The sequence below is a fragment of the uncultured Faecalibaculum sp. genome (genome assembly GCF_910588395.1).
Taxonomy (GTDB): domain Bacteria; phylum Bacillota_I; class Bacilli_A; order Erysipelotrichales; family Erysipelotrichaceae; genus Faecalibaculum.
On sequence record NZ_CAJUPA010000014.1, the window covers coordinates 1 to 23,389 of the forward strand.

At 55.4% G+C, this 23,389-nt stretch carries 23 protein-coding genes; 18 read left to right on the top strand and 5 right to left on the bottom strand.

Going from position 1 to position 23,389, the window contains the following annotated elements:
- The first annotated feature begins 221 nt into the window (after positions 1-221).
- The 3 genes from uvrA to trxB all read left to right on the top strand — a co-directional run bounded on the left by uvrA (position 222) and on the right by trxB (position 5,081).
- Positions 222-3,041 (top strand): excinuclease ABC subunit UvrA, encoded by a 2,820-nt coding sequence (uvrA, locus tag QZ305_RS05110; RefSeq protein ID WP_294730593.1) that lies wholly within the window; start codon positions 222-224, stop codon positions 3,039-3,041.
- A 4-nt stretch (positions 3,042-3,045) separates the two neighbouring features.
- The gene (gene hprK, locus QZ305_RS05115; protein WP_294730594.1) at positions 3,046-3,996 is read left to right on the top strand and encodes an HPr(Ser) kinase/phosphatase; all 951 of its coding nucleotides are present in this window, start codon (positions 3,046-3,048) and stop codon (positions 3,994-3,996) included.
- 134 nt (positions 3,997-4,130) lie between these two features.
- On the top strand, positions 4,131-5,081 hold the full coding sequence (trxB, locus tag QZ305_RS05120) for a thioredoxin-disulfide reductase (RefSeq protein WP_294730595.1): 951 nt from the start codon (positions 4,131-4,133) through the stop codon (positions 5,079-5,081).
- Positions 5,082-5,133: 52 nt separating this feature from the next.
- Here trxB and QZ305_RS05125 read toward each other — a convergent pair whose 3' ends face one another.
- From QZ305_RS05125 to QZ305_RS05135, 3 genes are all read right to left on the bottom strand, one after another.
- Entirely contained in the window at positions 5,134-5,730 is a 597-nt protein-coding gene (locus QZ305_RS05125) for a recombinase family protein (RefSeq protein WP_294730596.1), read from the bottom strand.
- A 122-nt stretch (positions 5,731-5,852) separates the two neighbouring features.
- A complete protein-coding gene (locus tag QZ305_RS05130) occupies positions 5,853-6,269 on the bottom strand; it encodes a hypothetical protein (RefSeq protein ID WP_294730597.1) in 417 nt (138 codons plus the stop codon).
- A 9-nt stretch (positions 6,270-6,278) separates the two neighbouring features.
- A complete protein-coding gene (locus QZ305_RS05135) occupies positions 6,279-6,578 on the bottom strand; it encodes a cyclic-di-AMP receptor (RefSeq protein ID WP_294730598.1) in 300 nt (99 codons plus the stop codon).
- 163 nt (positions 6,579-6,741) lie between these two features.
- Between QZ305_RS05135 and QZ305_RS05140 the strand changes: the two genes are divergently transcribed.
- The 3 genes from QZ305_RS05140 to QZ305_RS05150 all read left to right on the top strand — a co-directional run bounded on the left by QZ305_RS05140 (position 6,742) and on the right by QZ305_RS05150 (position 11,187).
- Positions 6,742-8,163, top strand: coding sequence for a polysaccharide deacetylase family protein (locus QZ305_RS05140; protein ID WP_294730599.1), 1,422 nt, complete (start codon positions 6,742-6,744; stop codon positions 8,161-8,163).
- A 124-nt stretch (positions 8,164-8,287) separates the two neighbouring features.
- Positions 8,288-9,520: a phosphoribosylamine--glycine ligase gene (purD, locus tag QZ305_RS05145; RefSeq protein WP_294730601.1), complete on the top strand. Its 1,233-nt coding sequence runs from the start codon at positions 8,288-8,290 to the stop codon at positions 9,518-9,520.
- Complete coding sequence (locus QZ305_RS05150) at positions 9,520-11,187, top strand: formate--tetrahydrofolate ligase (RefSeq protein WP_294730602.1); 1,668 nt, start codon at positions 9,520-9,522, stop codon at positions 11,185-11,187. The genes purD and QZ305_RS05150 overlap by 1 nt, the downstream gene beginning before the upstream one ends.
- A gap of 97 nt (positions 11,188-11,284) precedes the next feature.
- Here the strand turns inward: QZ305_RS05150 and QZ305_RS05155 are convergent, their stop codons facing one another.
- Positions 11,285-12,055, bottom strand: coding sequence for a DeoR/GlpR family DNA-binding transcription regulator (locus tag QZ305_RS05155; RefSeq protein ID WP_294730603.1), 771 nt, complete (start codon positions 12,053-12,055; stop codon positions 11,285-11,287).
- 235 nt (positions 12,056-12,290) lie between these two features.
- Between QZ305_RS05155 and hxlA the strand changes: the two genes are divergently transcribed.
- The 9 genes from hxlA to QZ305_RS05200 all read left to right on the top strand — a co-directional run bounded on the left by hxlA (position 12,291) and on the right by QZ305_RS05200 (position 19,944).
- A complete protein-coding gene (hxlA, locus tag QZ305_RS05160) occupies positions 12,291-12,926 on the top strand; it encodes a 3-hexulose-6-phosphate synthase (RefSeq protein ID WP_294730604.1) in 636 nt (211 codons plus the stop codon).
- Positions 12,923-13,483: a 6-phospho-3-hexuloisomerase gene (gene hxlB / locus QZ305_RS05165; protein WP_294730606.1), complete on the top strand. Its 561-nt coding sequence runs from the start codon at positions 12,923-12,925 to the stop codon at positions 13,481-13,483. The genes hxlA and hxlB overlap by 4 nt, the downstream gene beginning before the upstream one ends.
- A 29-nt stretch (positions 13,484-13,512) precedes the next feature.
- Positions 13,513-13,875, top strand: a complete 363-nt coding sequence (locus QZ305_RS05170; protein WP_294730608.1) for a hypothetical protein — start codon at positions 13,513-13,515, stop codon at positions 13,873-13,875.
- Positions 13,876-14,071: 196 nt separating this feature from the next.
- Positions 14,072-15,232, top strand: a complete 1,161-nt coding sequence (locus QZ305_RS05175) for an AI-2E family transporter (protein WP_294730610.1) — start codon at positions 14,072-14,074, stop codon at positions 15,230-15,232.
- A gap of 58 nt (positions 15,233-15,290) precedes the next feature.
- Positions 15,291-16,667, top strand: a complete 1,377-nt coding sequence (gene purF / locus QZ305_RS05180; protein WP_294730611.1) for an amidophosphoribosyltransferase — start codon at positions 15,291-15,293, stop codon at positions 16,665-16,667.
- Positions 16,668-16,727: 60 nt separating this feature from the next.
- Entirely contained in the window at positions 16,728-17,045 is a 318-nt protein-coding gene (gene trxA / locus QZ305_RS05185) for a thioredoxin (RefSeq protein ID WP_294730613.1), read from the top strand.
- Between the two features lie 373 nt (positions 17,046-17,418).
- Positions 17,419-17,967: a hypothetical protein gene (locus QZ305_RS05190; RefSeq protein WP_294730614.1), complete on the top strand. Its 549-nt coding sequence runs from the start codon at positions 17,419-17,421 to the stop codon at positions 17,965-17,967.
- A gap of 83 nt (positions 17,968-18,050) precedes the next feature.
- Positions 18,051-19,418, top strand: a complete 1,368-nt coding sequence (locus tag QZ305_RS05195) for an aldehyde dehydrogenase family protein (RefSeq protein ID WP_294730616.1) — start codon at positions 18,051-18,053, stop codon at positions 19,416-19,418.
- Between the two features lie 31 nt (positions 19,419-19,449).
- Positions 19,450-19,944: a GNAT family N-acetyltransferase gene (locus QZ305_RS05200; protein WP_294730618.1), complete on the top strand. Its 495-nt coding sequence runs from the start codon at positions 19,450-19,452 to the stop codon at positions 19,942-19,944.
- Between the two features lie 153 nt (positions 19,945-20,097).
- Here QZ305_RS05200 and QZ305_RS05205 read toward each other — a convergent pair whose 3' ends face one another.
- Positions 20,098-20,457, bottom strand: a complete 360-nt coding sequence (locus tag QZ305_RS05205) for a hypothetical protein (RefSeq protein ID WP_294730620.1) — start codon at positions 20,455-20,457, stop codon at positions 20,098-20,100.
- Positions 20,458-20,566: 109 nt separating this feature from the next.
- Between QZ305_RS05205 and yhfZ the strand changes: the two genes are divergently transcribed.
- Genes yhfZ through QZ305_RS05220 form a run of 3 tightly spaced genes read left to right on the top strand, consistent with a single transcriptional unit; the run spans position 20,567 to position 23,165 of the window.
- Positions 20,567-21,490 (top strand): GntR family transcriptional regulator YhfZ, encoded by a 924-nt coding sequence (gene yhfZ, locus QZ305_RS05210; RefSeq protein ID WP_294730621.1) that lies wholly within the window; start codon positions 20,567-20,569, stop codon positions 21,488-21,490.
- 57 nt (positions 21,491-21,547) lie between these two features.
- Positions 21,548-21,952: a hypothetical protein gene (locus QZ305_RS05215; RefSeq protein WP_294730622.1), complete on the top strand. Its 405-nt coding sequence runs from the start codon at positions 21,548-21,550 to the stop codon at positions 21,950-21,952.
- A complete protein-coding gene (locus QZ305_RS05220) occupies positions 21,945-23,165 on the top strand; it encodes an IS110 family transposase (RefSeq protein WP_294730624.1) in 1,221 nt (406 codons plus the stop codon). Before QZ305_RS05215 ends, QZ305_RS05220 begins: the two co-directional genes overlap by 8 nt.
- Positions 23,166-23,389: the final 224 nt, after the last annotated feature.

The following is a 23,389-nucleotide window of genomic DNA, read 5'->3' on the forward strand; positions in this document are numbered from 1 at the left end:
GAAACGGGAAGAGATATCGTGTATGGTTTTCAGAGACTGGTGGAGATATGAATCCGGAAAAGAAAGCGACAGCCTTTGGTGTGAATCTGCCAGGGGCTGTTTTTCATTGTCAGTCTTCAACCATATGCGTCAAACCGCAAATGTGGTAGAATAACATTGCACGAAAATTGCGATATTTATCTTATGCCAATATAAATCAGCGAAAGGGGGAAACAGAACATATGGAAAATACCATCAAAATCCGCGGTGCCAGAGAGAACAATCTGAAAAACATCAACCTGGATATTCCCAGGGACAAACTCGTAATCATGACCGGGGTCTCCGGATCCGGAAAAACCAGCCTGGCCTTTGACACAATCTATGCCGAAGGACAGCGGCGGTACATGGAATCACTCTCAGCCTATGCCCGGCAGTTTCTGGGCAATTCTGAAAAACCCGATGTGGATCAGATAGACGGTCTGTCCCCGGCCATTGCCATTGATCAGAAAACCACATCCAACAATCCCCGTTCCACTGTGGGGACGGTTACGGAGATATACGATTATCTGCGCCTTCTGTATGCCCGGATCGGTATTCCCTACTGTCCGGAACATGGAGAACCCATTCAGGGAATGACCGTATCTGAAATGGTGGATCAGATGATGGCACTGCCCGACGGAACCCGGACCACCATCATGGCTCCCATTGTCCGGGGGAAAAAGGGAACGTTCAAGGAAACCTTCGACAAACTCATCAAAGACGGTTTCATCCGGGCCAGGGTGGATGGTGAAATTGTCTACCTGGAAGAACTGGAACCGCTCAACCGCAATCAGAAGCACAACATTGATGTGGTGGTGGACCGAATCATCAAAAGCGACAACAGATCCCGGTTTTATGACTCCATTGAAACGGCTGTGAATCTGGCAGAGGGCATGGTGGATGTCCTGGCCGGTGAGGAGGAGTTTCTCCTGTCGGCAAACTACGCCTGCAAAATCTGCGGCTTTACTGTCCCGAAACTGGAACCCAAACTCTTTTCCTTCAACGCCCCACTGGGCGCCTGTCCCCACTGCAAGGGACTGGGCATTACGCAGAGTGTGGACATGGAGCTGCTGATTCCGGATCCTTCGCTGACACTGCGGCAGGGCGGTATCCGCTATCTGAAAAACATTGTGGATACGGAGAACCTGGAGTGGCAGAAAATGCACGCACTGATCCGCAAATATGACATTCCCATGGATACTCCGGTCCGGGATATTCCGAAAGAAAAGCTGGACCGGATTCTTTACGGATCGCTGGAACCTGTCAGTTATACCCTGTATTCCAGATCCGGTTCGGTGACGGAAAAAAACGACATGATCGAAGGGGTCATTCCCCTGATTGAGCGCCGGTTCATGGAAACCAATTCCTCCTGGAACCGGGAATGGTATGGATCGTTCATTTCGGACCAGACCTGTGAAGTCTGTCATGGAGCCAGGCTGAATGAAAAGGTGCTTGCAGTCCGCATCGGCGGCAAGAACATCTATGAATGGACGCAGATGCCGGTGGATGAAGCAATCCGCTTCATGCAGGAACTGCAGCTCACCGAGACAGAAAAGAAAGTTTCGGAACTGATCACCAGGGAAATCCGCAGCCGTCTGGAGTTCCTGCACAATGTAGGTCTGACCTATCTGACACTGGACCGGCTGGCTGCCACGCTTTCCGGCGGTGAGGCCCAGCGCATCCGCCTGGCAACCCAGATCGGTTCCCGGCTGACGGGGGTCATGTATGTGCTGGACGAGCCTTCCATCGGCCTGCACCAGCGGGACAATGACAAACTGATCGGCACCATGAAGGAAATGCGGGATCTGGGAAACACGCTGATTGTGGTGGAGCATGATGAAGATACCATGCGGGCTTCCGATTTCATTGTGGACGTGGGTCCGGGAGCCGGAGTGCACGGCGGAGAAATCATCAAAGCCGGAACCCCTGAGGAAATCATGGCCTGTCCCGAATCTCTGACCGGTCAGTATCTTTCCGGAAAACGCAGCATTGCAGTGCCGGCCAGACGGCGGAAAGGCAACGGCTCCACATTGAAAGTGGTGAAGGCTACGCAGAACAACCTGAAAGGGGTCAATGCGACGATCCGTCTGGGTACCCTGACGGTGGTGACCGGTGTGTCCGGTTCGGGAAAATCGTCCCTGGTGACGGAGGTCCTGACAAAGGGCGTGGAACATTCCCTGGGGCGGCTGCGGGTGAAACCCGGTGCCTGCAGGGAAATAAAGGGACTGGAAAACATCGACAAGCTGGTGGTGATTGGGCAGGAACCCATTGGCAGAACTCCCCGGTCCAACCCTGCCACCTACACCGGTGTCTTCGATGATATCCGGGATCTTTTTGCCCAGACGAAGGAAGCCAAGCTGCTGGGATACGACAAAGGAAGGTTCTCCTTCAATGTGAAAGGCGGCCGGTGCGAGTCCTGTCAGGGAGATGGGATCAAGCGCATCTCCATGCACTTTCTGCCGGATGTGTATGTCCCCTGTGATGCCTGCCACGGGAAGCGATACAACGAAGAAACGCTGCAGGTGAAGTACAAGGACAAAACCATTGCGGATGTCCTGGACATGACGGTGGAAGAAGCCGTGGATTTCTTCGACGGCATTGCCCGGATCCGGCACAAGCTCCAGACTCTCAAGGATGTTGGACTGTCCTATATCAAGCTGGGGCAGAGCGCCACAACGCTGTCCGGCGGCGAGGCCCAGCGTGTGAAACTGGCCAGCGAGCTGCAGAAAAAGCCCACAGGAAAAACCCTCTTTGTGCTGGACGAACCCACCACAGGACTGCACTCCGCGGACGTGGAAAAACTCATTGAAGTTTTACAGCGCCTTGTGGATAATGGGGATACGGTGCTCGTCATTGAGCACAATCTGGATGTGATCAAGAATGCGGACCAGATCATCGACATCGGTCCGGAAGGCGGTGACGCCGGCGGGTACATTGTGGCTGCCGGAACGCCGGAACAGGTGGCGCAGGTCCCGGAAAGCTGGACCGGGCAGTACCTGAAACCGCTGCTGGAAAGGAAGTGACGGCATGCCCAGAGCCACTATCAGAGATCTGCTGGACAAATTCGGCTGGGATCTGGTGACCGGCAGTCCCCAGGCTCTGGAAAGACCTGTCACCCTGCCGGATACCAACCGTCCGGGGCTGGAACTTGCCGGATACTTTCCGGACACAGCCAGGCGCCGTCTGGTGATTCTGGGAGCCAAGGAAATGGGCTACATTCATGAGGAAATGGATGAAGTGGCCCAGCGCCGGGCTTTCGAGTTTCTGACCGGTCCCATGACACCGGGCATTGTCATCACCAATGGCAGCCGGTGTCCCCAGATCCTGGAAGAAATTGCCCGCCGCAAGGACTTTCCCGTAGCCAGCACCCTGGAAAAGACCACCTATGTGGTCAACAACATCACCAATTTTCTGGACGAAAAACTGGCCCCCAGTTTCATCATTCATGGAGAACTGGTCCAGATTTTCGGTGTGGGTGTCCTGATCTGCGGCAAGTCCGGTATGGGAAAATCCGAAATCGTGCTGGAGCTGATCAAGCGGGGTCATCAGCTGGTGGCGGATGACCGGGTGGACTGCTACCGCATCCACAACACGCTTATTGGACGCAGCACGCCCATGATCGAAGGATTCATGGAACTGCGGGGCGTGGGAATCATTGACATTCAGAAAATGTACGGCGTGACATCCATTGCCCGTCAGACAGAGATACAGTTCCAGATCACCCTGGGCCGCTTTGACAGTCACAACAGCTACGACCGTGTGGGAATCGAAGAGAAGAAATACACGGAAATTCTTGGCATTCAGCTGATGGATGTGGAAATTCCTGTCAGTGAAGGACGGCCCATGGCCACCATCATTGAAACCACGGTCACCAATTTCCTGCTGCTGAAGGAAGGCATCAATTCAGCGAAGGAGTTCGAAGAGCGGGTCCTGCGGGAAATTGCCAGAAACCGGTGTGCCACCAGTCCAGACGAATGAGTGTGTCCTGCCGGCTGCCGGTCCAGCCTGCCGGAATGATTCGCCGGCAGGCTTTTTGAGAATGACCATCTACGCATTCCGGCGGACAGACCGGTTTGCAGGTCCTATACTGAAACAGAATGGAGGCTGCAAAAATGAAAGATATATATGATGTAGCGATTATCGGCGCTGGCCCGGCGGGGATGACAGCCGCCCTGTATGCCAGCCGTTCGGGGCTGAAAACCTGCATGATTGAAGGGGGCGCACCCGGTGGCAAAATGCTGAAGACCTATCTGGTATCCAACTATCCTGGTGTGGCTGAAATCCCTGGACCGGATCTGGGCATGACCATGTATGAGCAGTCCCTGGCTTTCGGGGCGGCATACATTCCCGGGATGGTCAGCGAGGTTCTGCCAGACCGGACGGTGAAACTCACGGACGGGCAGGAAATCAGGGCCCGGGCTGTGATTGTAGCCACCGGCACGAAGGAACGGCTGCTGGGAATTCCCGGTGAACAGGAGCTGGTCGGCCGCGGTGTATCCTATTGTGCTGTATGTGACGGTGCCTTTTTCAGGAACAAAACCGTAGCCGTGATCGGCGGCGGCAACGCTGCGCTGGAGGAAAGCGGTTTTCTGTCTCAGTTTGTGGACAAGATGTACATCATCATCCGCCGGGATCAGTTCCGGGCGGAGGAAAAACTGCAGAAGGAAGTCATGGCCAATCCCAAAGTGGAGGTCATCAGAGATTCCGTTCCGGTGGAAATTACAGGTGAAGATACAGTGACAGGGCTGCGGATCCGGAATGTAAAAACCGGTGAGGAAACACTGCTGGATGTTGCAGGTGTGTTCCCTTACATTGGCCAGGATCCGGTGTCTTCCATGGTGCAGAATCTCGGTGTATGTGACGAACATGGGGCCATCATCACCAATCAGGAAATGATGACAAAGGTTCCCGGCGTATTTGCGGCGGGAGATGTCCGGGTCACGGAACTTAGGCAGATTGTCACTGCCACCGCAGATGGCGCCAAGGCTGCGGAATCGGCGTTCCTCTGGGTGCGGGAGAACCTGGAACCCACCGATACACTGGTGGAAGAACTGGAAAACTGATCAGTCCGGCGTTCACTGTTTCAATGCTCCGGCTATTCAAAAACCCTGGGATTCACAGTCCCAGGGTTTTTACGTTTTTATAGAAATAGGAACGGGAGCAGTCCAGCCGGTTCAGGGCTTCCTGCAGGGTGATCTCCTGCTTTCTCCAGGCCTGTACCGTTTCGGGAAAATCTGTCGGGAGAGGCTTTCCCGGGTTTCCGAAATGAATGCCCCGGGCTTTGGCCGCGGCGATGCCTTCTGCCTGGCGCTGCCGGATGGAGCGGCGTTCGTTTTCCGCCACATAGCTCATGATCTGCAGGACGAGATCCACGATGAATTCATGGGTCAGATCCGGATGTTCGTGACGGGTGTCCAGCAGCGGCATGTCCAGCACCACCATCTGGACGCCTCTGGATCCCGTCAGCTTTTTCCATTCCCGGACCACTTCCGTGTAGCTGCGCCCCAGGCGGTCCAGCGAATGGACGACAATGGTATCACCTTTTTTGCAGCGCTTTGTCAGCTGCTGCCAGGCGGGACGGGAGAAGTCCTTTCCTGACTGATGATCAACGTAGATGTGGCTTTCTGCCACCGGAAACTCCCGGAGAGTATCCAGCTGGCGGGCAGGATTCTGATCTCTGCTCGAAACGCGTGCATATCCATAAATCGTCATGTTCCTCATGATAATTGAACGTTCCTGCAGAGATGGCTGGCATACTTTGGACGGCTGCCGGGGGAAGCTGTGGCGGATGGAAAAGGAAGGCAGGGGTTTCTGCCTTCCTGACGGGGTGAAAATCAGCCGTTTTCCGGGGCGGCAGTGCCGTGGGCACCGGCAAGCCACTGTTCATGATTCTTTGCAGCCTGTTCCCGGGTTTCGGCAGCCTGCCGGAACTGGCTGGCCAGATCCTGGTAGCCTTCCTCTTCCGCCACAGCTGCCCAGTCCCGGTACAACGTGCTCCATTCTCTGCCGGACTGTGCACCGGCTTCGTGGAGACTTGCCAGGGTTCCGTTCACCGGACCTTCGTTCAGCACTTCAAACCACTGCCGGGCCAGGTCTTTCTCAAGCTGCATGTCCGCTTCAAAGTCCGCAGCCTGTCCCCGGTCCTGAAGCTTCACGTGTTTTTTCATCTGGCGGGAAACTGTTGCGTTCTGGCTTTCGCCGGCCAGTGCCACCTGCAGATTTTCTCTGGTGCGGGATGTTTCAAATTCCATATGCCCGGCTCAGACTTTCAGCACTTCTTCCACATTCAGCACGAATACAGCTCCGCCACTGGCAGCCACGGGGGTGTAGGGCTGTTCCAGGCGGGGGCCTGCAGACTCAAGGGATCCTGCGTGATCCCGGACCAGGGAGATCACATCCTGCACATCGTCGTCTTCACAGACAGATATCAGCGTGGTGTTGCCGCCCCGCAAAAAGCCGCCGGTGGCAGCGAGCCGGAGGCTGGAAAAGCCGTGTTTGCAAAGCGCTTCTTCCAGTTCTCCGGCGTCTTCGCTGGAGATCACCGAAATAATCATTTTCATGTTCATCTCTCCTCATTCTGTATTTTCTCATCACAAGTATAATCCACCTTTTGGCAAAATTTGGACAGATACCCTATAGTAATAAACAGAACACGTTCCATCTCTGCAGCCGGCGGTTCCGGATTCTGCAGCCGGAACTGACTGAGAAAAGAGAGATTTACCAATGGCAGCAAAACGAAAAAGAAGACGGCGCCGGCGCATCAGATGGGGACGGTTTCTGGTGCTGGGACTGGCAGCCGCAGTGGTGCTGGGGCTGTGCACCTGCGTCTGGCTCCTGTTTTCCCCGCTGCATCTGAAAGCGGGAGAAGTGACCACAGAATACAAGCACAAATATGATCCCAGATCCAACATCAGCATTGCCTTTCCCGGATCGAAAGACGAGGTCACCATCAGCGGGACGGTGGATACCAGCAAGGTGGGGGACTATCCGCTGACGTATTCCTTCAAGGGACACGAGGCCAGGGCGGTGGTGCATGTAACGGATACCACGCCGCCTGTTCTGGAGGTGCAGGACATCATGGCGGACATGACCCAGGAGGTGAAGCCGGAGGATATGGTCACCCAGGCCAAGGATGCCTCCGAGGTCACTGTGGCTTTTGCAAAGGACACCGAAGACCTGACGCCCCGGGGCAAGCACCGGGTGACAATCGTGGCCACGGATGCATCGGGCAATACCACTGAACGGCAGGCGACGCTGGACCGGGTGGAGGATACCCGCAAGCCGGAGCTGAAGTCGGAAAACGAAGTGCTGAAGGTGAAGCAGGGCACGGCGTTTGAACTGAGCGGGATCTCTGCCACAGATGACATGGATCCGGAACCCGCCATCACCTGGGATGAGAGCACCATTGACATGACCAAAGCCGGAGACTACGAAGTGACAGTCATGGCTGCCGACCGTTCGGGCAACAAAAGCGAGATGAAGCAGAAGGTGACGGTGGAGAAGAATCCGGAATACGGAAAGAAGGTTGTCTTCCTGACCTTTGACGACGGTCCCAGTGAAAACACCGGAAAGATCCTGGATATCCTGAAGAAAAACGGTGCCAAAGCCACGTTCTTTGTGACGGGCAATGGACAGGCGGACAACAAATACATCAAGCAGGCGTACGATGAGGGAAATGCCATTGGTCTGCATACCTACACCCACGACTATTCCTATGTGTACTCCTCCGTGGACAACTACTTCCAGGATCTGCAGAAGATATCGGATATGGTCAAAGACATCACCGGGGAAGCGCCGAAGATCATCCGGTTTCCCGGCGGCAGCTCCAACACCATTTCTGCCAGCTACACCCAGGGCATCATGAGCCAGCTCGTGGATCTGGTTCATGAAAAGGGCTATGAGTACTTTGACTGGAATGTATCCAGCGGGGATGCCAGCGGCAATGACATGCCGGTGGACACGATTGTGCAGGGAGCGACAGCCTGTGAAGAACAGTACTGCACGATTCTGTTCCATGACACCATGGCCAAGAACACCACAGTGCAGGCCCTTCCGCAGATCATCAAATACTACAAGGACAACGGGTATGTATTCCTGCCGCTGACAGAGGATTCCGTGGCGGCACATCACGGCGTGAACAACTGACCTGGCTGCAGACTCTCCGCAATGTTCCGGAGAGTCTTTTTATGATTCCAATCTTCCAAAATGACCTGTCGGTCCGGTGACAAATCATGTTACCATGGACCATATCGGATGAAAGGAAATGGATATGAAGATTTTGGTCATTGGCAAGGGCGGCCGGGAACACGCCCTGGCTTCCGCCCTGGCGGCTTCACCCCGCTGCACGCAGCTGTTCTGCGCGCCGGGCAACCCGGGCATGGGATGTATCGGCACGAATGTGAACATCAGTGACTCTGACACAGAGGCCATGGTGCAGTTTGCCCGGCAGGAAGGCATCGATCTGGCGGTGATTGGTCCGGAGTCCGCTCTGGCGGCGGGTATGGCAGATGCCCTGGAAGAAGCGGGAATCCGGGTATTCGGTCCTTCCAGAGCCGCGGCGCAGGTGGAATCCTCCAAGGATTTCGCCAAGGAAATCATGAAGAAATACGGCATTCCCACAGCAGCCTGGCACACCTTTGATGACGCAGAAGCTGCCCGGGCCTGGGTACAGGCGCAGGGTGCTCCCATTGTCATCAAGGAAGACGGCCTGAAGGCCGGCAAGGGTGTCACGGTGGCCATGGATCTGGATACAGCTCTGGAGGCTGTGGATGCGGCGTTTGCCCAGGAAGGCGGCCGGGTGGTCATCGAAGAATACCTGGAGGGATTCGAGTACAGTCTCATCGCCCTGGTACACGATGGTCTGGTGATTCCGCTGGAAACGGCGCAGGATCACAAACGTGTGGGCGATGGCGACACAGGCCCGAATACCGGCGGCATGGGTTCCTATTCTCCGGTTCGGAAAATCACGCCGGAGATCCTGGAGGAAACCATGAAAACTGTCATGGAGCCCATGGCGGCTGCGCTGGTCAGCGAAGGGGTTCCCTTCACCGGATTCCTGTACGGCGGGCTCATGCTGACGGAAGACGGCATCAAAGTCATTGAATTCAATGCCCGGTTCGGGGATCCGGAAGCCGAGGTCATCCTTCCCCGGCTGGAGAGCGATTTTGTGGAGGCGATCCTGTCGGTCATGGATGGCAGACCCGTCAGCCTGCAGTGGTCGCCGAAGACCTGCCACGGCGTGGTGCTGGCCAGCACGGGGTACCCTGCAGGCAGCACCAAAGGCGCACCCATTGAAATTGCTGATACAGACGCGCAGATCTTCCACATGGGAACCCGCAACGAAGATGGGCAGCTGCTGACAGACGGCGGACGGGTGCTCATGGCGGTGACCATGGAGGACACCCTGGAAGAAGCCTTTGCGCATACATACCGGGAACTGGACAGCATCCGCTGCCCGGAACTGTTTTACCGCACGGATATCGGAAGAAAGGACATGGACTGATGGCTCTGACAGATCTGGAAATTGCACAGGCTTGTGTGCTGGACCCCATTGACAAAGTGGCTGCCAAAGCGGGCATTCCCGCCGATGCGCTGGAACCCTATGGAAAGACCAAGGCGAAACTCTCCCAAGAGTACCTGGATTCTCTGACAGGTCCGGATGGAAAGCTGATCCTGGTGACCGCCATCAATCCCACCAAAGCCGGCGAAGGCAAGTCCACCACCACTGTGGGCCTGGGAGATGCCCTGAACCGTCTGGGCAAGCGGACGATGATGGCTCTGCGGGAACCGAGTCTGGGACCGGTGTTCGGCCTCAAGGGGGGCGCTGCCGGCGGCGGCTATGCCCAGGTGGTGCCCATGGAAGACATCAATCTGCATTTCACCGGCGACATGCACGCCATCACCACGGCCAACAACCTGCTTTCCGCGGTGATTGACAACCACATCCACCAGGGCAATGAGCTGGGCATTGATCCGGAGAGAATCACGTTCCGGCGCTGTCTGGACATGAATGACCGGGAACTGCGGCAGATCAGCATTGGTCTGGGTCCGAAAGCCAACGGAATCAAGCGGGAAGACGGATTCAACATCACCGTGGCCAGCGAAGTCATGGCAGCACTGTGTCTGGCCCGGGATCTGCAGGATCTGAAAAAGCGGTTCGGCGACATGCTGGTGGGATACAATTTCGACGGCGATCCGGTCTATGCCCGGGATCTGAAAGTGGAAGGGGCCATGGCCATGGTCATGAAAGACGCAGTAAAGCCCAATCTCGTGCAGACACTGGAGCACAACCCGGTGCTGATCCACGGCGGGCCCTTCGCGAACATCGCCCATGGGTGCAACTCGGTGATTGCCACCCGCACGGCGCTGAAGCTGGCGGACTATGTGGTGACGGAAGCCGGGTTCGGTGCGGATCTGGGCGCGGAGAAGTTCCTGGACATCAAGTGCCGGCTGGCGGATCTTCATCCCTCGGCGGTGGTGATCGTGGCCACGATCCGGGCGCTGAAGCAGCACGGGGGTGTGGCGTTTGAGGATCTGGGCACGGAAAATGTGCCGGCTCTGCAAGCGGGAATCGCCAACCTGGAAAAGCACATCGAGACGGTCAAGGCCTTTGGGCTGCCCTATGTGATTGCCATCAATGAGTTTTCCAGCGACACCCCCCGGGAAATCGAAGCGCTCCAGACCTGGTGCGAAGAGAACGGTCATCCGATGTCTCTTTCCCAGGTATGGGCCAAAGGCGGCGAAGGAGCACTGGACCTGGCGGAAAAAGTCGTGGCGCTGACGGAACAGCCCAACGATTTCGCGGTTCTGTATGATGAAACGCTGCCCATTGAAGAGAAAACCGCCATCATTGCCCGGAAGGTATACGGCGCGGACGGGGTGCAGTTCACGGAAGAAGCCAGAGAGCAGCTGGCGGAGTTCCGGAAGCATGGCTGGGACAAACTGCCTGTCTGCATGGCCAAGACCCAGATGTCTCTCTCGGATGACCCCGCGAAAATGGGACGTCCCGAACACTTTGACATCACCGTCCGGGAACTGCGTCCGTCTCTGGGAGCCGGATTTGTGGTGGCTCTTACCGGCAAGGTGCTGACGATGCCCGGACTGCCCAAGCATCCGTCCGCCCTGGATATGGATATTGACGAAGAAGGAAAAATCACCGGTCTGTTCTGATTCTCTGCAGGTCAGTGACAGGATACACAAAAACCGCGGGCATTGAATGATTTTTGATGCCGCGGTTTTTTGTGTCTGAAAATGACCGGGGAAGCAGTCAGTTTTTCTCTGTGCCGGCTTCGATGATCCGGGGGACGCCAGCCACTTTTTTTCGCTGTTCCGGACTCAGCCGCGTGGTGATCAGAGCCGACAGTTCTGAAAAATCCGCGTAACAGAACGTGCCGCTGCTTCCAAACTTGGAGCCGTCTGCCAGCAGGATCCGCTGCCGGGCGCGGCGGAGAACTTCGTGCTTGATGAGCACCTCGTCAAAGGAAAAAGTCGTGGGGCCATCGGTGTGTGCAAATCCATCGGAGCCGAAAAATGCGGCGTCCAGGGAAAACGGACGGAGACTTTCCACGGCGGTGGTCCCGGTGAGGCTCTGTCCCTTGGAATCGAGTCTGCCGCCGGTGAGAATCAGGGTGTGCTTTGTCTGGGAAAGCGCCTGGGCAGCAGAGAGGGAATTGGTGATGATCGTCAGGTCTTTCTTTGCAGCCAGCAGCGGCACCAGCGCCAGTACCGTGGAGCCGGGATCCAGCCAGATGACACTGCCGTCTTTGACGAACTGCAGCGCCCGGCCGGCAATCTGCTGCTTGTCCAGGGCGTGGTCGGTGATTTTCATGTTCACCGGCAGCCAGATGTGTTCCGAGATGATCCGGGCATGACCATGGGTTTTTTCGACCAGACCCCGTTCCTGAAGAACCTGCAGGTCCTTGCGGATGGTTTCGTCGCTGACCTGGAGCTGTGCGGCAAGAGCCGAGATTTTCATGGTGCCGGCTTCACTGAGCAGCTGCCAGAGCTGATCCTGCCGCCGTATGGCTTTGGTTTTCACTGGACTGACCTCCTGTCTGCGGCTTAACTGACATCAGTATAGCGTGCCGGGAAACAGAAGTTGACAAAACGGGTCTGAAAATGGGAATAACCGCAGAAAATTCAGGGAAAACCAGATTATATTTCGGCAGTTCCCAATAATCCAATTTCTGCATGGAGAATCCAACGGCTGCCGGCTATGATGAGATTGTCAAACGAAGAGAGCCGGCCGGGCCGGAAAGAAGGAGGAACCTGATATGAAACTGCAGGCTGCACTGGATACGCTGACACTGGATGAGTGTCTGGATCTGCTCAGGGAAACCCATGGAGCCGTGGATGTGGCAGAAGTGGGAACACCCTTTGTGATCGAAGAAGGGATGGCGCCGGTGAAGGCCATCAAGGCGGCGTTCCCGCAAATCGAAGTGCTGGCAGATGCCAAGATCATGGACGCGGGAGAATTTGAAGCTGACAAATGTTTCGAAGCAGGCGCCGACATTGTCACCGTGCTGGGGGTTTCCTATGACGAAACCATCGAAGGCGTGGTCCGCTCCGCCAGAAAGCACGGCGGACAGGTCATGGTGGACATGATTGCGGTACAGGATCTGGCCGGCCGGGCAAAGGAAATCGATGCCATGGGCGTGGATTACATCTGTGTGCACACGGCTTTCGACATTCAGGGCACCGGGCAGAAAGATCCCCTGGAGGATCTGAAAATCGTCAACAGTGTCATCAGAAACGCGAAGTCGGCGGTGGCCGGCGGCGTCAAGCTGGACACCATTGATGCGATTGCCGCGGAGAATCCCGGCATCATCGTGGTGGGCGGTGCCATCTGCAATGCGAAGGACCGGGCGGCCATGGCAGAGGAAATGAAAGAAAGGATGAACAGAGCATGACCTACGAAAACTACGCGGAAACCGTACTGGATGAACTGGGGCACACACTGCTGTCTGTCAGCGATGAAACCGCTTCGGACTTTGTGAATCTGATTGACGGAGCCAAAGAGATTTTCTGTGCGGGAGCCGGCCGGTCCGGGTTCCAGATCAGAGGATTTGCCATGCGGCTGATGCACATGGGCCGGCAGAGTTACGTGGTGGGGGAAACCTGCACACCGAACATCACCAGTGACGGGGTTCTGGTGATCTGCTCCGGATCCGGTTCCACCAAATCCCTGGTGAACCATGCGCAGAAAGCCCGGGAAGTGGGTGCCCGGATTGCCCTGATCACCATCAATCCGGAGAGCCCCATTGCCGAAATGGCCGACGTGGTGGTGGAAATTTCCGCTCCGAGTCCCAAATCCGCAAAAGAAGGACAGATCCGGTCCATTCAGCCCATGGGGTCTCTCTTTGAGCAGAGCGAAGGGCTGTTTCTGGACTGCGCGATCATGATGCTCATGGAAAAACATCACATGGATTCCGATACCATGTTCGGCCGGCATGCGAACATGGAGTGAGTTCTGCAGTCAGAAGGAGGAGAAACGACATGAAACAGGAAGTCATCAAATACATCGAAAAGCCCTGGGGCTATGAAAAACTGTTCACCTGCAATGACAGCTATGCGCTGAAGGAGATCGGATTCAAAAAAGGCGCCCGCTGCTCCCTGCAGAAACACGTGCAGAAACTGGAACATGCCTACATCCTGTACGGCGAGATCCAGGTGGAGGAAGACAACGAAAACGGAGAAATCGAAGTGCATGTATACCGTCCGGGGGAATGCTATGAGCAGAAACCCGGGGCACGCCACCGGGTGACGGCGCTGGAGGACAGTGCGATCATTGAAGTGAGCACACCGCACCTGGATGATGTGATCCGTCTGGAGGACGACTACGGCCGGCAGGACAGATAAGTCCGCAGGCTGTCAGGAAACGGGAAACCGCCGTCAGCTGTATCGGCGGTTTTTGCTGTCTCTTCCCGGCGTCGGGCGGTTTTGCAGACACCACCTGTCATTCCCGGTAAAATAAATTCATACCTGCTGCCGGATTGCCGGCTGCAACCTGTACGAAATGGAATAACTGAAATGGAATAAAAGGAAGGGAGCTGCCATGAAGAAATACAAAATCCCCTGGAAACTGATCCTGGCGCTGACAGCCGCAGTGCTGTTCATTCTGAATTTTTCCGGTGTGCTGCAGGGGCTGAGTCTGCTCTGGAATGCGGCGCTGCCTCTGATTCTGGGGGGCTGCCTTGCCTTCGTGCTGAATCTGATCATGTATCCCATTGAGAGCTGGTTCAGAAACAAAAGCCCGAAGCTGGAGAAAAAAGCCCGGCCGCTGGCCATCACGCTGTCGCTGCTGATTTTCATTGGCATCATTTCGCTGCTGTGCGTGCTGGTGCTGCCGCAGCTGGTGGAAAGCATTCAGCTGCTGATCCGTACGATTCCCGGCTATGTCCGGGATCTGCAGGAGTTTCTCTCCAAGCTGTTCAAGGACCATCCCCAGATTGCGGATTACATCAACAGTCTGAACATCGACTGGAATTCCATGTTCCAGAAAATCACCGGGTTCCTCTCCAGCGGTGTGCAGGGGGCTCTGAACTCCGCTGTCACCGTGGTGACAAGCATTACCAGCGCAACGGTCAACAGCATCATCATGCTGATTTTCGCCATTTACATCCTGGCGGACAAGGAACGGTTCGTCCGGCTGTACCACCGCCTGTGTGCCCTGTACCTGCCAAAGGAAAAAGAAGCCCGGCTGACTCACATTCTGGTGACCTTCGACAGCTCGTTCCGCTCGTTTGTCATTGGCCAGTGCACCGACGCCCTGATCCTGGGTACCCTGTGCACCCTGGGCATGTGGCTGTTTCAGCTGCCCTATGCACCGATGATCGGCACTCTGGTGGGCGTGACCAACATCATTCCCATGATTGGCGCCTTCATCGGCGGCGGAATCGGCTGCTTCCTGGTGTTCACAGTGTCTCCCATGAAGGCGCTGGTGTTCCTGATTTTCCTGTGTGTGATCCAGCAGTTTGAATCCAATGTGATCTATCCCCGGATCGTGGGCAACTCCGTGGGACTCCCGGGCATTTTTGTCACGGTGGTGATCGTGATCGGCGGAGCCCTGGCGGGTGTGGCCGGCATGGTCATGGGCATTCCCGTGGCGGCAGCCATCTACAAACTGCTGTCGGAATACATTGCGCAGAAAGAAATCCGTGCGGGTCTGCGACCGGATCCGGAACAGCAGCCGGAGAAGGCCGGTCCGGCTTCCTGAGGCACTGTGTGACGATTGACTCCCTGTTGTATAATGAAGCAGCGACAGGGGGTTTTTTATGTTCGATGAACTGCATGAAGAATGCGGGGTGTTCGGCTGCTATCAGATTCCGGATGCCGCCAGCATGACATACTATGGTCTGCATTCCCTGCAGCACCGGGGCCAGGAAGCCAGCGGCATCGCCGTGCAGGACGAAGGCCGGATCACCGTGCTCAAAGGCCGGGGGCTGACCGTGGATGTGTTCCGGAAACCGGAACTGACCGCCCTGAAGGGGTCCACAGCCATCGGACATGTGCGCTACAGCACTGCCGGCGGCGCAGAAGCCGCCAACATTCAGCCCATTGTGTCTCACAGCCGGCTGGGGGATGTGGCGGTGGCGCACAACGGGCAGATCGTGAATGAGAAGGAACTGCGCCGCGAGCTGGAGGAAAAAGGAGCGATTTTCCAGGGTACCAGTGATTCCGAGGTGATCCTGCATCTGATCCGGATGGAAACCGGAACGCTGGAGGAGCGGGTGAAGAAAGCCGCTGCCAGACTGGAAGGTGCCTTTGCGGTGCTGGTGGAAGGAGAGGGAAAGCTCTTCGCCTTCCGGGACACCCATGGACTCAGGCCGCTGTCCGCTGCCCGGTTTCAGGAAGGCTGGCTGGTTTCCAGCGAGACCTGCGCCTTTGAAGTCATGGGGATTTATGACAGCGAAACGGTGCCCGCCGGGGGCTTCTGCACCTTTGATGACGGGATCCTCCGGCGTTCGCAGTACCGCGAGCCGGGCACACCCCATATCTGCGCCATGGAATACATCTACTTTGCCAGACCTGACAGCGTCATTGAAGATGTGAACGTCCACAAGTTCCGGAAACAGACCGGCTGGCTGCTGGCACAGGACGATGATGTACAGGGAGATGTGGTCGTCGGGGTACCGGACTCCAGTCTGTCTGCCGCCATCGGGTATTCGGAAGCCAGCGGCATTCCTTTTGAAACCGGTCTGGTGAAGAACCGCTATGTGGGACGGACCTTCATCCAGCCCACCCAGGAAATGCGGGACCGGGGCGTGCGCATGAAGCTGTCCCCGGTGCGGGAAGCCGTGGAAGGCAAGTCCGTGATCATGATCGACGACAGCATTGTCCGGGGCACCACCAGCCGGCGCATCGTTCGTCTGCTGCGGGAAGCCGGCGCCCGGGAAATCCATGTGCGGATCGCCAGTCCGGTACTGAAGCTGCCCTGTTTCTACGGTGTGGACATCAGCACGAAGGAAGAGCTGATCGGACACCGGATGGATGTGGACGCCATACGGCAGTACATCGAAGCGGACTCCCTGAAATTCATGACCCCGCAGCAGCTGCGGTATGCCGCAGGCACTGCCGGTCTTTGCACCGCCTGCTTTGACGGAGACTATTGTACGGACCTGTTCAGCTATCAGGAGGTTCTGAGCAACTGAGAAGGGTGTGTCTGCGTATCGCGGTATGATGAACACGTAAAAGGAATGGAGGTAATTCCCATGATCAAGCAAGTGGAAAGCGTGGAAAGCTTTAAAACTATTACAGAAGAGCCCGCCGTGCTGATGGACTTCTTCGCCACCTGGTGCGGTCCCTGCAAAATGCTGCACCCGGTTCTGGAGGCAGTATCCGAGAAGGCTGAAGGTGTCACTGTAGCCCAGTGCGACATTGACAAGTTCCCGGAAATCGCTGCGGCGTTCAAGGTGCAGAGCGTGCCCACCCTGTTCTTCTTCAAGAACGGCACACCTGTTGCTGCCACCGCAGGCTATCAGCCGGAACCTCAGCTGATGCAGTTCATTCAGCAGGCACAGGCCAAGTAACCCTGGAAGAGTGAATCCTGAAACCGCCGCCGGATATTGACCGGGGCGGTTTTTTCTGTGGCAGACGGAAAAAGAAAGAGATGTCACAAATGTTCCATAAACGTGCAAAACAGACAGTAAATCATAAGCTGATCCGTTCGAAATGAATGAAGCTGATGATTCTGATTAAAATTACAGATTACGTTACGACAGGAAGAAGCAGGTCGATCAAAGACAAAAGTCAAATAAAATCCCTGACAGCGCATTTTTATTCCATGCGAACCAAAATGTACAGGCGAAAAACGAATCCTTCGATTATACTGATAATTGAAAGGCGCAAGTCAGAAAAATGTTTTAAAGCAGTTTGGTGAATATGAGTTCTGGAGGTGGACGCATGGAATATGGATATATGCTGCGGAAAAACGGTGAAACGGTGGAGCCGTTCTGTGAAGGGGAAATCTACAGTGATTTGTATGGAGATACCGGATACCCTTCGCTCAAGGAACTGCTGGACGTGGTGGAGACCGGGGACAAAGTCACTCTGCCTTCCATTTATGCCCTGGGTCACAATCTGTCACAAGTCTGTCTGAACTGGCAGACGCTGAAGGAAAAAGACGTGGATGTGGAACTTCTGGATTTCCCCTTTGCGGTGGAACATCCCCGGGATTTCTGCAGCATCCTGTCCTATCTCAATGATTCCGCGGCACTGTCCCGGAAAGAGCGGAAAGTCTCCGGTCTCAACGGGGTGAAAGCCCGGGGAATCCGGCTGGGGCGCCGCCCTCTGGGAATGCCCCCGGCATTCGAGAATCTGTATGCAGAGTACAAGAAAGGAAACATTTCCTGCCGGGAGGCAGCCCGGCAGCTGGATATCTCCCACACAACCTTTTTGCGCTGGGGCCGGGATCTGGATGCCCGGTTGTGGGACGAAGAAGCAGGGGAATGAGCCAGAGCCGGTTTTTGCAGGTCAGGGACCGGCTTTTTCTGATTCAGACCGGTTATGCAGACTGACCGTGCTACACTTGGAGCATGGAAACAGAAACAATCAAGGAAATCGTGGCAGCCCAGCGGGCGTGGTTTGATACAGACGCCACCCTGGACACAGCCTTCCGGAAAAAGCAGCTGGCCCGGCTGGAAGCCGCCATCTACGCCTGGCAGGACAGAATCCAGCAGGCGCTGCAGGCAGATCTGGGCAAGGATGCCACCGAGAGCTGGATGACGGAAATCAGCCTGGTGCTTTCGGAGATCCGGTATCAGCGCCGGCATCTGGATGAATTTGCCCGGCAGACCTGCACCCTGACGCCCCTGGCCAATTTCTATGCCCGCAGCCGTATCGTGAAAATGCCCTATGGCACAGTGCTGGTGATGAGCCCCTGGAACTATCCCTTCCTGCTGTCCATGGCTCCGCTGGCGGAAGCCATTGCCGCAGGCAACACCGTCGTGCTCAAACCCGGCAGCGCCAGCGCCCATACCTCCCAGGTCATGGCGGATATGCTGGCATCCATTTTCCCCCGGGAATATGTGGCGGTGATTCAGGGCGGTCATGCGGAAAACAGCGCCCTGCTTCAGCAGCGCTTTGACTACATATTCTTTACCGGCAGCCGTCACGTGGGACAGGTGGTGCTGGAAGCGGCGGCAAAATTCGTCACCCCGGTGACACTGGAACTGGGCGGCAAAAGTCCGGCCATCGTGGATGAAACCGCCGACCTGGCACTGAGCGCCAGGCGGATTATCTGGGGCAAGGCTCTGAATGCCGGACAGACCTGTGTGGCACCGGACTATGTCCTGGTACAGGAATCCGTGAAGGATGACCTGGTGAAGCTGCTGCGGCATGAAGCCGGGATCCAGGTGAATGCCCAGGCCAGGATCATTACGGAGAAAGCCTTCAGCCGGCTGTCCGGGCTGATCGATGCGGAAGAAAAGCTGGGCCGTCCGGTCTATACCCGCGGACGGGAATATCCGCATATGGCCATGACCATCCTGGATGATGTGCAGTGGAGCGATCCGGTGATGCAGGAAGAAATCTTCGGTCCCATTCTGCCGGTGCTCACATACCGGGACTGGGAGACAGACGTGGTGCAGAAAATGAAGGAACTGCCCCATCCTCTAGCCTGCTATCTGTTTTCCCGGTACCATGACCACATTCAGTGGATGAAAACCAGCATGCGCTTTGGCGGCGGCTGCGTGAACGATACGGTGATCCAGCTGGCCAGCGACCGGATGCCCTTTGGCGGGGTCGGAGATTCCGGCATGGGGCAGTATCATGGCAAATTCGGGTTCGATACCTTCACCCATCCCAAAAGTGTGGTGGAAAAAGGGCTCTGGGTCGATGTGCCCCTGCGCTACCGGCCTTTTTCGAAAAAAGCCGACTGGCTGATCCGGAAGCTGCTGAAGTAATCAGGCAGCGGCAGGAAAGGAGAATCTGACAATGATTGAAATCATTCCGTGCATCAATGATACGATGCTGATGGAAACCGCCACCCTGGCGGATGCCATCTGGCATGAGTATTTCTGCAGCCTGCTGACACCGGATCAGATCGACTATATGGTGGCCCGGTTTCAGAGCCCGGAAGCGATGATCCGCCAGGTGGAACAGGAGCACTACGGCTACTGGCAGGTGCGGCAGGATGGTCAGCTGATCGGCTACATCGGTCTGCAGTTTCAGAAAGACCGGCTGTTTCTCTCCAAGCTCTATCTGCGAAAGGAAAGCCGCGGACAGGGCATTGCCAGCAGCATGCTGCAGATGGTGTATGATACCGGGCGGGATTATGGCTATGACAGAGTGTGGCTCACCTGCAACAAGCACAACCGACACAGTCTGGATGTCTATGCTGCCAAGGGGTTTGTGCAGATCGGCGAAGATGTGACGGACATTGGACAGGGATATGTCATGGATGATTATTTCCTGGAGCGGGTCATCTGAAGCTGCCCGTTGACAGAAACAGAGACAGCAAAGCTGCCGGTTCCCAAAAGGAAGGCAGCTTTTTCGTTGTGTGCAATTGTCCACTGCTCAGCCCTTCTGCCATACAAAAGCCGCAGCACCTCTGATTGGGTCCTGCGGCCTGATTGAGCCTGATCAGTTTTTCAGGCTGCTCTGCATTTCATTCCAGTACTGTTCAAACAGCTGTTCAGAGCTGAGAGCCCGGTCAGCCTCGTTTTCCCGGCTGGATTTTTTCAGCCATGACAAGAGCTCACGGACTCTGCTCATGGTCATTTCGGCACCTTTCCTGATCCCGGAAACCTCGCCCTGCTGGAATTCTTGCCGCAGAGCTGCCTCCGCCTGTTCCTTGCTCAGAAATGTATATGCCAGTTCCATGGTGCATTCCTCTTTTGACCCGCTGATCTTCAAAAGTTCTTCATCATCGATTTCCATGCCGCTCAGATGTGCCAGACCCTGGATTGTCCAAAGCGAATGATGGATTTCTTCTCTGTTCACAGTATACCGCCCTCCCTCCCGACAACTCCCGAAATTCAATATACAAATTCCTGTACAAACCTGCTGTTTCAGTGGTTTAATAGTTTCAACGGAAACGAGGTAACAGATTATGCCGCTTCAGAAACTTCTTTACAGCAAAAACGGCTTGTCCACCAGAAAACTGGCCAAGCTGCTGCTGGCCTATGAAGAAGGAGACAGAATACCCACAGTCACCGAACTGAACGAAGAAATTCAGCTCGCCCGGGGAACCGTCCAGAACGCCCTGAAGCTCCTCCAGAAAAGCGGCGCCGTCACCCTGGAATCCCACGGACAATCCGGCACCATCCTTGTCCGTCGCGACGTCAAAAAGCTGCTGGAAATCGCCGGCATCCAGACCATCCTCGGCGTCATGCCCCTGCCCTACTCCAAACGCTACGAAGGACTCGCCACAGGACTGGTCGCCAACGTCGAAAACCAGTACGACATCCCTGTCTCCCTTGCCTTCATGCGCGGCTCCCGCAACCGCGTCTCCATGGTCCTCTCCGACCGCTACGACTTCGCCGTCATCTCCCTCTACGCCGCCCAGCGCATGATCGCCAGCGGAATCGGAATCCGCATCGTCAAGCGCTTCGGCCTGCACTCCTATCTCTCCAACCACGTCGCCGTCTTCCACGACCCCGACTGCCGGGACATTCAGGACGGCATGACCGTCGGCGTGGACCTTTCCTCCGTGGACCAGAAAGAAATGACCGAATGGCTCTGCCGCGGCAAACACGTCACCTACCAGAACGTCGGCTATACCCAGGTCATGCAGAAAGTGCTCTCCGGAGAAGTTGACGCCGCCATCTGGAACATGGACGAAATCCAGGAAAAGCTCTACGACGCCAGCTACAAAGTGCTGGAATTTGAAGAAGAGAAAGACACCGAAGCCGTGATCGTCGTCCGCAAGGAACGCCGGGAACTGGCATCTCTGATCAACAGTCTGATCGACACGGACCTGGTTCTGCGCAACCAGAAACTGGTCATGGAGGGGCTTCTCGTACCAGGATATTAAGACACAAACCGCAGTGTGGCCTGAACAGGCTGGCTGCGGTTTTTCATATCCTGAGAAATGAAACGGATGCAAATCAAAGTCTGCATCTTTTTTTCGTATCCTGAAACCAGGAACATTCACCTGGTTATTACAGCTGAATCTGGAAGCATAAAACAACAGGACATTCCCGGAATGCAAGGGTGGCTTTCAGTGACTGTTATGGTCGGGAGCAGCATGTTCCTGGCCTTTTCTATTGGCAGGCATGCGAATAGGATGAGGTCGAAAGACGGAAAGAACAGGGCGTTTTTGGACATAATTGTGATCCATACACAGAAAATGTTCTTCCTTCTTTCCTTTTCGATATCCAGTTTTATCCAAATCGATCCCTTATATGAAAAGGTGAATCTCTATCTAACACGAAAATCGGATGAAAAGGTAAAAGAAGGCAGTGTCTTTCTGGAAAGCAAGGGAAATCATGAATGAATTTGCAGTCGCCATCGATGTATCCAATGGATCCAGTCATTTCAGATGCTTCAAATCTTCCAGCGAACCTTTGGGCCCGTCCTTGAAGTTCAGACACGATCAGGATGGTCTGGCTTTTCTTGAGGAGAGGGTCATGAAACTGCAGGAGAAACTGGCAGCAGAGCCTGTCTTTGTTTATGAAGCCACTGGTGTCTACACCCGGCCTGTTGAACGGTATCTGCTCAGCCACGGCTATCGCATCTGTCAGATCAGCCCCCTGGAATCCGCTGCCCAGAGACGGACTGACATCCACGGAAAGAAAACTGACAAGACAGATCCTGCTTATATTGCCCAGGCTTATTTCTCCAAAACGAAGAAAGCCCCTAAGGAGAAGGAAGATCCCTACTGGCATGCTCTGCGGCTCATGAACCGTGAATACGAGGAAACGATGAATCACCTGAGGACCTACAAGGTATCCTTCCAGTCCACGCTCGCGATCGTGTTCCCCGGATACCAGACGCTGGGAAAGGACCCCTATACACCCATCTCGCTGATAGCCCTGAGACGTTTTCCACATCCCGAGATGATCCTTCACAAGAAGCGGGAGACAGTCATCCGCAGAGTCATGAAAGATACGAGAATGTCTGAAAATCGTGTGGCCAGGTGGGTGGACAAGATGATCAGGCTGGCGCAGACCACTTATCCAGGATGTGAGAAAGATGATCTGGAAGTGGAGCTCCTGATCAGAAAGATTGATGATATCCTGGCCTGTGACAGGCGTTGCAAGGAGATCCTGCAGCAGCTTATCGCCAGGGCTGCCGACAGCGAGTATTTCGAGTGTCTGTGTTCCATCAAGGGAGTGGGAGCCAATCTGGCCGCCAGAATACTGGCGGAAGTCGGAGACATCAGTCGTTTCCGGAATGTAAAGGCTCTGATCGCCTATGCGGGACTTGATCCCCGAAAGAACCAGTCAGAAGAAAAGAAGGGAGAGCATCTGGGGATCTCAAAAAAGGGGAACAGACGACTGCGAACTATTCTGTATCTGGCTGTGACGTGCAATCTGAAGCAGGGGGATCCTTATGATCCGATCAGTGAATACTACAAAAAGAAAAGGCAGCAGAACCACCCACTGGCTCATACTGCCGCTGTAATAGCTGCCTCAGGCAAGCTGTTACGGACCGCCTACGGTATGTGCAATACCAAAACCATGTACCTTAGACACTCTCCATTATAAGGAGTTTTGTCAAAGAGGGGAACAGAAAACCCAAAAACAATTAAAGGCAGACTGATGGATCTGCCTTTTCGTCGTGTCTTGCCTCCAGTACCCAGTCAGAGATTAATTGTGCCGTTTAACCTTGATTTTTCTTATCCAATTTCTGCCGGTGAAGCCGGGGCATCAGGGCACCGGACTTCAGAAAACAGGGACGGTCCAGGGGCTGAAACCGGGAGGTTGGGACA